We start from the raw sequence: 13,729 nt of genomic DNA on the forward strand, positions 1-13,729 counted from the left end.
ACATCCCACCCTCCCCCAAGCGCCGCAATCAACTGCACACTCGCCACCAACCGCCCCTGCAACAACGTCAACACACTCCGCTCGTTGCTGAGCGCCGTCGTCTGCACATTGACCACATCCAGATACCCAATCAACCCCGCCTTGTACTGGTTCTCGGTCAACCGCAACGACTCCCGCGCCGCGTCCAGCGCTTCCTGCCGCACCACCGCCTCGTCCCCGTACACCTTGAGCTGCACCAGATAATTCTCGACCTCCTTGAACCCGTCGAGCACCGTCTGCCGATACTGCGCCACGGTCTGGTCATACACCGCCACTGTGCGGTCGACCTCGGCACTGCGCTTGCCAGCGTCAAACAGCGTCAGCGCCAATTGCGGCCCGACGGACCAGTAACGGTTGGGCAACTCGATCCAGTTGTTGAAGCTGCTGCTGGAGTACCCCCCGTTCATGCTCAGCGACAGATCCGGGAAATACGCCGCCCGCGACACGCCGATGTTCGAGTTGGCCGCCATGACCTTGCGCTCGGCCGAGGCAATGTCGGGACGCCGCTCGAGCAGTTGCGACGGCAGTGACAGCGGCACCTGCGGCAACGCCGGAATGTCGTTGCTCGCCGCCAGGGCAAAATCGGCCGGCGCCTTGCCCATCAGCACGGCGATGGCGTTTTCATACTGCGCCCGTTGCCAGGCCAGGTCGATCAGGTCGGCCTGGGTGCTCTTGAGCTGGGTACGCGCCTGGGCCACGGCATCCGGTCCGGCAACCCCGGCGCGGTACTGGTTCTCGTTCATCTTCAACGACCGTTCATAGGTCGCGACCGTGGCTTCGAGCAGGCGCTTCTGTGCGTCGATCACCCGCAGTTGCAGGTAATTCTGCACCAGCTCCGACTGCTGGCTCAGGCGAATGGCCGCCATGTCGGCCAGGCTGGCCTCGGCGCTGGACTCGTTGGCGTTCATGGTTTCACGCAACTTGCCCCACAGGTCGATCTCCCAGCTCACCCCCAGCTGCGCGTTGTAGGTATCGCGGATGCCGCTGCTGTTGTTCGACAGGCTGGAGCTGGAACTGCCGGTGCCCTGGGCCGAACGGTTCTTGCTGGTGGTCAGGTTCAGCGAGGGGAACAGCGAGGCACGGCTGCTGCGCACCAGCGCCTGGGCCTGACGGTACTGCGCCTCGTACTGCGCCACCGTCTGGTTGCTGCGGTTGAGCTCCTCCACCAGGGCGTCGAGTTGCCTGTCGCCATAGATCTCCCACCACGCCCCGCGGGCCATGGCATCGGACGGATTGGCCTGGGTCCAGCCTTCGGCCTGCTTGAACTGCGCCGGGGTGCTGAGCTCGGGGCGGTGGTAGTCCGGGCTCAGGGTACAGGCGCTGAGCATGGCCACGCACAACCCGGCGCTGACCAGGCGCGAACCGCGCCCCTGGGTCAGCCGCTTGAGGGCACGGTGGATTCGGGTATGGGCAAAGTTCATAGCGGGGTATCCAGGGCAGCGTCGGTGCGCACGCCGCGCCAGCGGTTGAACCGGTGGCGCAGGCGATCGAGGTACAGGTAGACCACAGGCGTGGTGTAGAGGGTGAGGATCTGACTGAACACCAGGCCGCCGATAATGGTCAAGCCAAGCGGCTGGCGCATCTCGGCGCCCTCGGCGCGGCTGAGCAGCAGCGGCAGCGCGCCGAGGATCGCCGCCAGGGTGGTCATCAGGATCGGCCGCAGGCGCAGCAGGCAGGCGCGGCGGATCGACTCCTCCGGCGACAGGCCGTCGTGGCGCTCCAGCTGCAGGGCCAGGTCGATCATCAGGATGGCGTTCTTCTTCACCACGCCGATCAGCAGGAACAGCCCCAGCAGCGAGATCAGACTGAACTCGCCACCGGTCAGGTACAGCGCCAGCAAGGCACCGACCCCGGCCGAGGGCAGCGTGGAAAGGATCGTCAGCGGGTGGATGTAACTCTCGTAGAGGATGCCCAGCACCAGGTACACCAGCACCAGGGCGCCGAGGATCATCAACGGCTGGCCTTCGGTGGTCTTGGTAAAGGCGTCGGCGTCGCCGCCGAGCTTGGCGATCACCGACTCGGGCAGGCCCAGTTTTGCCACCGCGCGCTCCAGCGCGGCCATGGCCTGGTCGGGGCTGTAGCCTTCGGCGACGTCGAACGAGATGTCCTCGGAGGCGAACTGCCCTTCGTGGCTGACGCGGTCGTTGGCCAGGCTGTTCTCGTAGCGGGCGAAGGTGGACAGCGGCACCCGGGCGCCGTCGGCGGTGATCACCTGCACCTGCTCCAGGGTGCTTGGGTCCCAGGCGTATTTCGGGTTGATCTCCAGCACCACCTGATACTGGTTGAGGCTGTCGTAGATGGTCGAGATCTGCCGCTGGCTGTAAGCGTTGTTCAGCACCGCGGTGACCATGTCCATGTCGATGCCCAGGCGCTTGGCCTGGTCACGGTCGACCACCAGGGTCACCTGCTGGGTGCCGGCGCCGTCGCGGGCGTCGATGGCGGTCAGCTCGGGCAGCTTGCGCAGCTCGGCGGCCACCTTCGGGAACCACTCGCGCAGGGCCGCCAGGTCGCCACTCTGCAGGGTGTAGAGATACTGCGAGGTGCTCTGGTCGCGGCCGCCGCCGCCCAGTTGCAGGTCCTGGTCGGCCATCAGGTACAGGCGCCCGCCGGGGATCTTCGGCAGGTCCTTGCGCAGGCGGTCGATCACCTTCTGCGCGTTCTCCTTGCGCTCGGCGATCGGCTTGAGGCGCACCAGCACAAAGGCGTTGTTGGTGCCGCTGTTGCCGCCGATGAAACCGGCGACGCTCTCCACCGCCGGGTCCTTGAGCAAGGCGCGGCGGTAGATCTCCATCTTCGGCTGCATCACGGTGAACGACAGGCCGTCGTCGCCACGAATGAAGCCCTGCAACTGGCCGGTGTCCTGCTGCGGCATCAGGGTCTTGGGCACCACCACGTACAGGGCGATGTTCAGCCCGATAGTGGCCAGCAGGCTGAGCAGGGTCAGGCGCTTGTGGCGCAGCGCCCAGCCCAGGCTCTTGTCGTAGCCGGCGACCATGCGCTGGTGGATGCGGTCGCTCCAGCGTTGCAGGCGGGTCTGCTGCTGCGGGCCGTGGACCTTGAGCCAGCGCGAGCAGAGCATCGGTGTCAGCGTCAGCGACACCACCAGCGAGACGATGATCGCCGCGGCCAGGGTGATCGAGAACTCCTTGAACAGCCCGCGCACGATACCGCCCATGAACAGGATCGAGACGAACACCGCCACCAGCGAGACGTTCATCGACAGCAGGGTGAAGCCCACCTCCTGCGCGCCCTTGTAGGCGGCGCGCATGGGGTTTTCGCCGTTCTCGATATGCCGCGAGATGTTCTCCAGCACCACGATGGCGTCGTCCACCACCAGGCCGGTGGCGAGGATCAACGCCATCAGCGACAGGTTGTTCAGCGAGAACCCGCACAGGTACATGACCGCAAAGGTGCCCACCAGCGACACCGGCACCGCGAGGCTCGGGATCAGCGAGGCGCGGAAGTTGCCGAGGAACAGGTAGACCACCAGGATCACCAGCACCACGGCTATCAGCAGCGTGTGTTCGGCTTCCTTCAGGGTAGCCTTGATCACTGGCGAGCGGTCCATGGCCACGTTGAGCTTGACGCTGGCCGGCAGCAGCGACTGCAAGGCCGGCAGCTCGGCCTTGATCTGCTCGACGGTCTGGATGATGTTGGCGTTGGTCTGGCGGTTGACCACCAGCAGCACCGCGCTCTCGTCGTTGAAGAAGCCGCTGTTGTAGCGGTTCTCCACGCCATCGCTGACCTTGGCGACATCGGACAGGCGCAGGATCGCGCCGTTCTGCTGGCGGATCACCAGCGGCTTGTAGTCCTCGGCGGTTTCCAGCTGGTCGTTGGCGCGTACCTGCCAGTTGCGCTCGTGGTCTTCGACGAAACCCATGGGCCGGCGCTGGTTGGCGTTGGCCACCGCATTGCGCACGTCGTCCAGCGACAGGCCGTACTGGTTGAGCAACTGAGGCTCGAGCTCGATGCGCACCGCCGGCAGGGAGCTGCCGCCGATCTGCACCTCCCCTACCCCGCTGACCTGCGCCAGGCTCTGGGACAGGATGGTGTCGGCCAGGTCGTAGAGCTTGCCCTTGGACAGCACATCCGAGGTCAGCGACAGCACCATGATCGGCGCCTGGGACGGGTTGATCTTCTTGTAGGTGGGCATGCTGCGCATGCCGCTGGGCAGCAGGTTGCGGGTGGCGTTGATCGCCGCCTGCACCTCGCGCGCCGCACCGTCGATATCGCGGCCCAGCTCGAAGCCGATGATCACCCGGGTCGAGCCCTGGTTGGAACTGCTGGTCAGGGTGGTGACGCCGGCGATGGCGCCGAGCTTGCGCTCAAGCGGCGTGGCCACGGTGGAGGCCATGACCTCCGGACTGGCGCCAGGCAGGCTGGCCTGCACCACGATCACCGGGAAGTCCATCTGCGGCAGCGGCGACACCGGCAGCAGGCCGAAGCTCACCCCGCCCAGCAGCATGATCGCCAGGCTCAACAGCATGGTGGCTACCGGCCGGCGAATGAAAGGTCCGGACAGGTTCATGCTTCGGCCTGCCGCGCATCGTCAGCCGGGCGCCAGCGGCGCGCCAGGCGGTCGAAGTACAGGTAGATGACCGGCGTGGTGAACAAGGTCAGCACCTGGCTCAGCAGCAGGCCGCCGACCATCACCAGGCCCAGCGGCTGGCGCAGTTCTGCGCCGGAACCGGTGGCGAGCATCAGCGGCAGTGCGCCGAACAGCGCGGCCAGGGTGGTCATCAGGATCGGCCGGAAGCGCAGCAGCGCCGCCTGGTAGATCGCGTCGCGCGGGCTCATGCCCTGGTGGCGCTCGGCCTCCAGGGCGAAGTCGATCATCATGATCGCGTTCTTCTTGACGATGCCGATCAGCAGGATGATGCCGATGATGGCGATCATGCCCAGGTCGTTGCCGCTCAGCAGCAGCGCCAGCAAGGCCCCCACCGCCGCCGAGGGCAGCGTGGAGAGGATGGTCACCGGGTGGACATAGCTCTCGTAGAGCACGCCCAGCACGATGTACATGGTCACCACCGCGGCCAGGATCAGCAGCAGGGTGCTCGACAGCGAGGCCTGGAACGCCTCGGCGGCGCCCTGGAAGCGGGTCTGCACGCCGATCGGCATGCCGATGTCCTGCTGCACCTGCTCGATCACCTTGACCGCTTCGCCCAGGGACGCGCCATGAGCCAGGTTGAACGACATCATCACCGCCGGGAACTGGCCGATGTGCGAGATCGCCAGCTGGGCCTGGCGCTGCTCGATGCGCGCCAGGGCCGACAGCCGCACCTGGCCGCCGTCGGTGGCCTTGACGTGGATCGACTCCAGGGCCTGAGGGCCGAGGCTGGCCGCGGTCTGCGACTGCAGCACCACACGGTACTGGCTGGCCTGGGTATAGATGGTCGAAATCTGCCGCTGGCCGAAGGCGTCATACAGCGCGTTGGTGATCTGCGCCACGGTGATCCCTAAACGACTGGCCATGTCGCGGTCGATCACCAGGAATACCTGCAGGCCCTGGTCCTGCAGGTCGCTGGCCACATCCTGCAGCTCGGGGCGGTCCTTGAGCGCCTGCACCAGCTTGCCGCTCCATTCGGCGAGCATGTCGGCATCCGGCGAGCTGAGGCTGAACTGATACTGGGTGCGGCTGACCCGGTCCTCGATGCTCAGGTCCTGCACCGGCTGCATGAACAGGCGGATGCCGACCAGCCTGTCGAGCTGCGGCTGCAGGCGGTTGATCACCTCGGAGGCGGTGACGTCGCGCTCGCCGTGAGGCTTGAGGTTGATCAACAGGCGACCGCTGTTGAGGGTGGCGTTGTCACCGTCCACGCCGATGTAGGAAGACAGGCTCTGCACCGCCGGATCCTGAAGGATCACCTTGGCCAGGGACTGCTGGCGCTCGCTCATGGCGGCGAACGAGGTCGATTGCGGCGCCTCGGAGATCCCCTGGATGACCCCGGTGTCCTGGGCCGGGAAGAACCCCTTGGGCACCATCAGGTACAGCACCACGGTCAGCGCCAGGGTGGCCACGGCCACCAGCAGGGTCAGCGGCTGGCGCTGCAGCACCCAGGTCAGGGCGGTACCGTAGTGCTTGATCAGCCAGTCGATCCAGGCACCGCTGGCGCGGTAGAAGCGGCTTTGTTCCTCTTCCTTGGGTTCACGCTTGAGCAGGCGCGCGCACATCATCGGCGTCAGGGTCAGCGACACCACCAGGGAAATCAGGATGGCCACCGCCAGGGTGATGGCGAACTCACGGAACAAGCGCCCGACCACATCGGCCATGAACAGCAGCGGAATCAGCACGGCGATCAACGAGAAGGTCAGCGAGATCAGGGTGAAGCCGATCTGCTTCGCGCCCTTGAGCGCGGCCTGCATGGGTGTTTCGCCCTCCTCGATGTGCCGGGAGATGTTCTCCAGCATGACGATGGCATCGTCCACCACGAAACCGGTGGCGATGGTCAGGGCCATCAAGGTCAGGTTGTTGACCGAGAAGCCGGCCAGGTACATCACCCCGAAGGTACCGATCAGCGACAGCGGCACGGCGATGGAGGGAATGATCGTGGCCGAGACACGGCGCAGGAACAGGAAGGTGACCATCACCACCAGGGCGATGGCGAACAGCAGCTCGTGCTGCACGTCGCGCACGGCGGCGCGGATGGTCTGGGTGCGGTCGGTGAGCACGCTGACATCAAGGCCCGCCGGCAGGTTGTCGGTGATCGATGGCAGCAGTTCCTTGATCCGGTCGACCACCTCGATGACGTTGGCGCCCGGCTGGCGCTGGATGTTCAGCAGCACCGCCTCGTTCTGGTTGGCCCAGGCGGCCAGCCGTTCGTTCTCGGCGCCGTCGACGATCTCGGCGACGTCCTTCAGGCGCAGCGGCGCGCCGTTGCTGTACTTGAGGATGAGGTTGGCGTACTCGGCGGGCGAGCGCAGCTGGTCATTGGCATCGAGCATCGACACCCGGGTCGGGCCATCGAAGTTGCCCTTGGGCTGGTTGACGTTCGAGGCGCCGATCAGGGTGCGCACGTCGTCCAGGTTGAGGCCGTTGGCCGCCAGGGCATCGACGTTTACCTTGATCCGCACGGCCTGGCGCTGGCCGCCGGCGATGCTGACCATGCCGACACCGCTGATCTGGGCGATCTTCTGCGCCACGCGGGTGTCGACCAGGTCGTTGAGCTTGGGCAGCGGCATGGTCTTTGAGGAAATGGCCAGGGTCAGCACCGGGGTGTCGGCCGGGTTGACCTTGTTGTACACCGGTGGCGCCGGCAGGTCGCTGGGCAGCAGGTTGCTGGCGGCGTTGATCGCGGCCTGCACCTGCTGCTCGGCGACATCCATGTTCATGTCGAGGTTGAAGCGCAGGGTCAGCACCGACGCGCCGCCGGAGCTGGTCGAGGCCATCTGCTCCAGGCCCGGCATCTGCCCGAACTGGCGTTCCAGCGGCGCGGTGACGGCGCTGGTCATCACCTGCGGGCTGGCGCCGGGGTACAGGGTCATGACGCGGATGGTCGGGTAGTCGACCTGGGGCAAGGCCGCCACCGGTAGCAGCTTGTAGGCGATCAGGCCGGCCAGGACGATGGCCAGCATGCTCAGCGTGGTGGCGACCGGCCGCAGGATGAACAGGCGCGAGAGGTTCATGCGCCCGCCTTGGTGCCTGGTTCAGCGGTCTGGGCCGAGCCCTTGGCGCCCTGCCCCTGCAGGTGCTGGCCGGGGGTGGTCGGAACCTGGGAGCTGTCCTCGACCACATCGACCTTGGTGCCTTCGCGCAGGCGATCGGTGCCCTCCAGCACCAGGCGCTCGCCGGCGGCCAGGCCCTCGACGATCACCGTGTTCTCGCCATCGCTGGCGCCGACCTTGAGCTTGCGCACGTTGATGGTGTTCTCGGCGTTGACCACATAGGCGAAGGTGCCGTCGTTGCCAAACTGGATCGCCGCGGCCGGCGCGAGCACCACCTGTTTCAGGGTATCGGCCAGCAGGCGCACATTGACGAACTGGTTGGGGAACAGCGCGTGGTCGCTGTTCTGGAAGGTGCCCTTGAACTTCAGGGTGCCGGTGGCGACGTCGATCTGGTTGTCGAGGCTGCCCAGCACGCCGGTGGACTGCAGCTTCTGGTCGCCCCGATCCCAGGCCTCGACCGGCAGGCTGGCGCCGCTGCGGTAGCGGGCCAGGACGGTGTCGAGCTGGGTTTCCGGCAAGGTAAACGCGACGCTGATCGGCTGGGTCTGGGTGATGACCACCAGTGCCGTGGTGTCGTTGGCCGCCACCAGGTTGCCCAGGTCCAGCTGACGCAAGCCGACGCGGCCGTTGATCGGTGCGCGGATCTGGGTGAATTCGAGGTTCAGGCGGGCGTCGTTGACCTGGGCCTGGTTGGTCTTGACCAGCCCCTGGAACTGCCCCACCTGCGCCTCGGCAGTGTCCAGGGTCTGCTTGGCGATGCTGTCCTCGGCGTACAGGCCTTTATAGCGGGCCAGGTCGACCTGGGCGTTCTTCAGCTGCGCCTGGTTCTGCGCCAGGGTGCCTTCGGCCTGCTGCAGGGCGATGCGGTAGGCACGCGGGTCGATCTCGGCAAGCAAGTCGCCTGCCTTGACCTGCTGGCCTTCCTTGAAGTGGACCTTGACCAGTTCGCCGGCGACCCGGCTGCGCACGTTGACCGTGTTGGTCGCGGTGACGGTGCCGAGGGCCTTGTAATAGAGTGGGAAGTCCCCGACCCGCACCGGCTCGACCCGCACCGGCACCGCCTCGGTGGAGGCACCGAAGCCCGGTCGCCCGCCCTTGCCCGGTCGGTGCCCGGCGTCCTCCTTGTGGACGGTCGCAGCGGGCCACAGCCACCAGGCCAGCAGGGCCACCAGCAGCAGGATCAGCAGGCCGAACAGCCAGCGACGAGGGGAACGGGAATTGGAGGCTTGCATGGGTCGAACGAACCTTGTTCAGAGAAAGACGGCGTGGAGAGCGTGAACGATAAGCACTGGTATCGCTTTAGCAAAGGGGCTTTACCAGTGCTTTACCTTCGGCTGACGTTGGCAAAGGGGTGAACTTTAAATGAAAACGGCCTGGAACAGGGTCCAGGCCGTTACAGGGTGTAACCCCTGGGGGGCTTCGCCCCTTTCGCGGCACAAGGCCGCTCCTACAGGAATCAGCGTTTTCTGTAGGAGCGGCCTTGTGCCGCGAAAGGGCCGCAAGGCGGCCCCAGCGTCACTTACTTCAGGACAGCCAGCGCCGCCTCGTAGTTCGGCTCGTCGGCGATTTCGCCCACCAGCTCGCTGTGCAGCACCTTGTCGTTTTCATCCAGCACCACCACGGCGCGGGCGGCCAGACCGGCCAGCGGGCCGTCGGCGATGGCCACACCGTAGTTTTCCAGGAACTCGCGGCCACGCAGGGTCGACAGGTTCTTCACGTTCTCCAGGCCTTCGGCGCCGCAGAAGCGCGCCTGGGCGAACGGCAGGTCGGCGGAGATGCACAGCACTACGGTGTTGGCCACGTCATTGGCCTGGGCGTTGAACTTGCGCACCGAGGTGGCGCAGGTCGGGGTGTCGACGCTCGGGAAGATGTTCAGCACCTTGCGCTTGCCGGCGAAGTCGGCCAGCGACTTGTTCGACAGGTCGCCAGCGACCAGGGAGAAGGCAGGTGCCGCGGCGCCTTGCTTCGGCAGTTCACCGCTGACCTGAACCGGGTTGCCTTTGAGAGTCACTTGAGCCATGGCGAAAATCCTTATACGGGTTTGAAAAAGATCCCGAGTTAAGCATGAAGCCGTGTAAGTGCCTATAAGGAAAAATGAAAATGTTAGTTTGTAGGACAATTGACACAGCAAAAAAAATGCCCGGGTGCCAACAACCGCCCCGGGCACTTTCGCTTCAGCGGTGAATCACGCCAGCAGGCCGTACACCACCGAGGTCAGGGCCACCAGGCCGACGACCACCACGAACAGGTTGGACAGCGCGCCGCTGTACTTGCGCATCGATGGCACGCGACGGATGGCGTACATCGGCATCAGGAACAGCAGCACGGCGATGATCGGGCCGCCGAGGGATTCGATCATGCCGAGGATGCTCGGGTTGAGGGTGGCGACGATCCAGCACACCACCAGCATCAGCGCGGCGACGATGCGGTCCAGCGCCTTGGCGCCCGGGCGCATGCCGGTCTTGACGATCATGCCCTTCAGGCCTTCGCTGGCACCGATGTAGTGACCCAGGAACGACTTGGCAATGGCGATGAAGGCGATCAGGGGCGCGGCGAAGGCGATGGCCGGCTGCTCGAAGTGGTTGGCCAGGTACGACAGGATCGACAGGTTCTGCGCCTTGGCCTCGGCCAACTGGGCGCTGCTCAGGGTCAGTACGCAGCTGAACACGAAGAACAGCACCATCAGCACCATCAGCAGGTGCGCGCGACGCAGGATCTGGCCGCTGCGCTCATCGGCGTGCTCGCCGTAGCGACGCTTCTGGTCGACGGCGAAGGCCGAGATGATCGGCGAGTGGTTGAACGAGAACACCATCACCGGAATCGCCAGCCACACGGTGTGCAGGAAGGCCGAGCCGGATGGCACCTGGGTGGCGGTGTCGAGGATGCCGCCTGTCCAGTGCGGCACCAGGTACAGGGCCAGCAGCGCCAGGGCGACGATGAACGGGTAGACCAGCAGGCTCATGACCTTGACCGTGGCCTGCTCGCCGCAGCGCACGATGGCCAAGAGGCCGAGGATCAGCACGAACGACAGGATCGCCCGCGGTGGCGGCGCGATGTGCAGTTGGTGCTCCATGAAGCTGCTGACGGTGTTGGTCAGCGCCACGCTGTAGATCAGCAGGATCGGGAAGATGGCGAAGAAGTACAGGACGGTGATCAGCGCCCCGGCGGTGATGCCGAAATGCTCCTCGACCACCTCGGTGATGTCGCCGCCCTTGCTGCCGGAGAGCACGAAGCGGGTCAGCCCGCGATGGGCGAAGTAGGTCATGGGGAAGGCCAGCAAGGCCAGGACCAGCAGCGGCCAGAAACCACCAAGGCCGGCGTTGATGGGCAGGAACAGGGTTCCGGCGCCGATGGCCGTGCCGAACAGGCCCAGCATCCAGGTGGTGTCGTGACGCGCCCAGCTGCCAAGGGTGGCGGGGGTCGATTCTACAAAGCGTTGTTCAACGCTTGGGGCCTGCTCATTCATTCCGGGTGACGCTCCACTCGCAAGACTGCAACAGGCTGAGAATGGCGAAATAGACGATTCGCCCAACTCAACCGGGGAAGAGGGGCGCGATTGTGCATGCAAAGGTTGCACTTGGGGAAGCCCCGCCCGAGGGACGGTTGCACTTGTCTTTACAAGCGGGTTGTGCTTCAGCTAGACCCTGTGGGAGCGGCCTTGCGTCGCGAAAGGGGCGCGCAGCGGCCCCAGACTCCGAGCCACCGTCAATATTGCTGGGGCTGCTGCGCAGCCCTTTCGCGACGCAAGGCCGCTCCCACAGGGGGCCAGTTATCTGCAGGGCTGGGTGCCGCGAAAGGGCCGCAGAGCGGCCCCAGGCCGGTTACCGTTGAACGGCGGCAAACGCCTCGGCCACCTGGCGCAGGTTGGCCGGACGCAGCCCGGACATGCACACACGGCCACTGTCGATCAGGTACACGCCGAACTCGTCACGCAGGCGACGCACCTGCTCCACGCTGAAGCCGGTGTAGCTGAACATGCCGCGCTGGCGCAGGAAGAACTGGAAGTCCTGGCCCGGCAGCAGCTCGCCAAGCAGGTCGACCAGGCCCTGGCGCATGTCGAGGATACGCTTGCGCATCACCTCCACTTCCGCCGCCCACTGGGCGTTGAGCGCGGCGTCGCCGAGTACGCCAGCCACCAATTGGGCGCCAAACGCGGGCGGGCTGGAGTAGTTGCGGCGCACGGTGGCCTTGAGCTGGCCGAGCACGCTGGAGGCGGTGGCGGCATCGTCGCAGACCACCGACAGGCCCCCTACCCGCTCGCCGTACAGCGAGAAGATCTTCGAGAACGAGTTGCTGACCAGGCACGGCACGCCGGCACGGGCCATCTCGCGGATGGCGTAGGCGTCTTCCACCAGGCCTTCACCGAAGCCCTGGTAGGCGATGTCGAGGAACGGAATCAGCTGGCGCGCCTTGACCACCTCGACCACCTGCTGCCACTGGTTCTGGTCCAGGTCGACACCGGTGGGGTTGTGGCAGCACGGGTGCAGCAGGACGATGCTGTTGGCCGGCAGGGTCTGCAGGGTCGCCAGCATGCCGGCGAAATCGACGCCACGGCTGGCGGTGTCGAAGTACGGGTAGCTGTGCACCTTGAAGCCCGCGCCTTCGAAGATCGCCCGGTGGTTGTCCCAGGTCGGGTTGCTCACCCACACCTCGGAGCCCGGGAAGTAGCGCTTGAGGAAGTCGGCGCCGACTTTCAGCGCGCCGGAGCCGCCGACGGTCTGCACGGTGGCCACGCGGCCATCGGCCACAGCCGGGTGATCTGCGCCGAACAGCAGCGCCTGGATCGCCTGGCGGTAAGCGGCCAGGCCTTCCATCGGCAGGTACAGCGAGGCTTCATGGGGCTGGCCGGCCAGGCGCTTCTCCACCTCGCCCACCGCCGCCAGCTGCGGCACCACGCCGGCTTCGTCGTAGTACAGGCCGATACTCAGGTTGACCTTGTCGGCGCGCGGGTCGGCCTTGAAGGTTTCCATCAACGAGAGGATCGGGTCGCCGGCATAGGCATCGACATGTTTGAACACAGCGTGCAGCTCCTTGGAAATCAGGACAGTTCAGGGAAGGCTCCAGCGAGGATACCCGCAGTGGGGCGTCAGGAACATCACCGATGTGCAAGGAGTCGATGCAGGGGTGCAAGAGTGAGCGTTACGACGCAAAGACATTTCCCACATCAATTACGGAAACGGACGAATGGGCACACTCGGTAGCGGCCTGCCATTGTCCCCAAACACGTCGCGTAGATACAGGGAAAGATTGATGCAGCCGGACAGGACGTACCAGATCATCGCCCATCATGGGATTGTCTTCGATGTCAGTGAGTTCATCGTTCAACCGAACGACTATTGTCGCTTGCGGACCCTAAGCCTGCCTTCAGTGCACAACAAGCACTATCAGGTGATAGAGAAGGCCGTAGAGCTGTATGAGCGGATGCAAGCTGGCACACTGCCCTGCCATCTCAAGCTCGCCGTGTCGCGCCCCCTAACACGTCAGCAAGGAGATGTTCTCAACAACCAGCGAGACAACGTCTCCAATATCATCGGAAGCCTCGTCGGCAAAGCTGCGGCAGGAGCCCTTTCAGGCCCGATCGGCCTCGTTGCCGGCGCGCTTGCAGGAGGTGGAGTGGGGATGATCACAACAGGGAAAGCCAAGGCAGCGCTGCCAACCTTTCACGCAAACGATGTACTTGTCTCACTGATGGCTAGGGTAACGGGTGGTATTGGCCCACAGAGCTCTTCCGTAATGCTGATTCTCTGACCGGGAGGCGACCATGAACCTGATTTATTTGCTGACCTATATCCTGGTCGCAATCCTTCTGTTCGACTGGCTTTGCAGGTCAGTACTGCTTCGCAGAATCCTGTACATCGTCTTCATGGTGGCGGGCATCAGCACTTGTTCACAGCTGGGACAACGCGAGTTCATGAATCTCGATGGTGGGCAATGGGCACTATTCTTCGTCGTGCTCGGCACGACCCTGCTGTTTGATCGCTCGCACTTTTTTGATCGTGATCGGGATTGAGGACCTGCGCCCCATCCC

General features: G+C 65.1%; 9 protein-coding genes. 2 read left to right on the forward strand and 7 right to left on the reverse strand.

Features of this window, described 5'->3' with window-relative positions; translation table 11 throughout:
* The 7 genes from DMX06_RS25725 to DMX06_RS25755 form a co-directional block, all read right to left on the reverse strand.
* A partial coding sequence (locus tag DMX06_RS25725; protein ID WP_110739944.1) for an efflux transporter outer membrane subunit occupies positions 1–1,460 on the reverse strand: 1,460 nt, incomplete at its 3' end.
* A complete protein-coding gene (locus DMX06_RS25730) occupies positions 1,457–4,567 on the reverse strand; it encodes a multidrug efflux RND transporter permease subunit (protein WP_110739945.1) in 3,111 nt (1,036 codons plus the stop codon). The genes DMX06_RS25730 and DMX06_RS25725, both read right to left, overlap by 4 nt.
* Positions 4,564–7,662, reverse strand: a complete 3,099-nt coding sequence (locus DMX06_RS25735; protein WP_110739946.1) for an MdtB/MuxB family multidrug efflux RND transporter permease subunit — start codon at positions 7,660–7,662, stop codon at positions 4,564–4,566. Before DMX06_RS25735 ends, DMX06_RS25730 begins: the two co-directional genes overlap by 4 nt.
* On the reverse strand, positions 7,659–8,933 hold the full coding sequence (locus tag DMX06_RS25740) for an MdtA/MuxA family multidrug efflux RND transporter periplasmic adaptor subunit (protein WP_110739947.1): 1,275 nt from the start codon (positions 8,931–8,933) through the stop codon (positions 7,659–7,661). The genes DMX06_RS25735 and DMX06_RS25740 overlap by 4 nt, the downstream gene beginning before the upstream one ends.
* 287 nt (positions 8,934–9,220) lie before the next feature.
* Positions 9,221–9,721, reverse strand: a complete 501-nt coding sequence (gene tpx / locus DMX06_RS25745; protein ID WP_028692156.1) for a thiol peroxidase — start codon at positions 9,719–9,721, stop codon at positions 9,221–9,223.
* Positions 9,722–9,886: 165 nt separating this feature from the next.
* Positions 9,887–11,167 carry a serine/threonine transporter gene (locus DMX06_RS25750; protein ID WP_110739948.1) on the reverse strand — a complete coding sequence of 427 codons (1,281 nt, stop codon included), beginning with the start codon at positions 11,165–11,167 and terminating at the stop codon, positions 9,887–9,889.
* Between the two features lie 355 nt (positions 11,168–11,522).
* Entirely contained in the window at positions 11,523–12,719 is a 1,197-nt protein-coding gene (locus DMX06_RS25755; RefSeq protein ID WP_110739949.1) for an amino acid aminotransferase, read from the reverse strand.
* A 232-nt stretch (positions 12,720–12,951) separates the two neighbouring features.
* Here DMX06_RS25755 and DMX06_RS25760 point away from each other — a divergent pair, with 232 nt between their 5' ends.
* Positions 12,952–13,449 carry a hypothetical protein gene (locus tag DMX06_RS25760; protein ID WP_110739950.1) on the forward strand — a complete coding sequence of 166 codons (498 nt, stop codon included), beginning with the start codon at positions 12,952–12,954 and terminating at the stop codon, positions 13,447–13,449.
* A gap of 13 nt (positions 13,450–13,462) precedes the next feature.
* Complete coding sequence (locus DMX06_RS25765; protein ID WP_110739951.1) at positions 13,463–13,711, forward strand: hypothetical protein; 249 nt, start codon at positions 13,463–13,465, stop codon at positions 13,709–13,711.
* The last annotated feature ends 18 nt before the right edge of the window (positions 13,712–13,729 follow it).

The sequence above is a fragment of the Pseudomonas mosselii genome, assembly GCF_003205295.1.
In the GTDB taxonomy this organism is placed as follows: domain Bacteria; phylum Pseudomonadota; class Gammaproteobacteria; order Pseudomonadales; family Pseudomonadaceae; genus Aquipseudomonas; species Aquipseudomonas mosselii_B.

Excerpts from the sequence above, each read along its gene's own strand:
- DMX06_RS25730 (WP_110739945.1), bottom strand. The coding sequence starts at position 4,567 with ATGAACCTGTCCGGACCTTTCATTCGCCGGCCGGTAGCCACCATGCTG.
- DMX06_RS25735 (WP_110739946.1), bottom strand. The coding sequence starts at position 7,662 with ATGAACCTCTCGCGCCTGTTCATCCTGCGGCCGGTCGCCACCACGCTG.
- DMX06_RS25740 (WP_110739947.1), bottom strand. The coding sequence starts at position 8,933 with ATGCAAGCCTCCAATTCCCGTTCCCCTCGTCGCTGGCTGTTCGGCCTG.
- tpx (WP_028692156.1), bottom strand. The coding sequence starts at position 9,721 with ATGGCTCAAGTGACTCTCAAAGGCAACCCGGTTCAGGTCAGCGGTGAA.
- DMX06_RS25750 (WP_110739948.1), bottom strand. The coding sequence starts at position 11,167 with ATGAATGAGCAGGCCCCAAGCGTTGAACAACGCTTTGTAGAATCGACC.
- DMX06_RS25760 (WP_110739950.1), top strand. The coding sequence starts at position 12,952 with ATGCAGCCGGACAGGACGTACCAGATCATCGCCCATCATGGGATTGTC.
- DMX06_RS25765 (WP_110739951.1), top strand. The coding sequence starts at position 13,463 with ATGAACCTGATTTATTTGCTGACCTATATCCTGGTCGCAATCCTTCTG.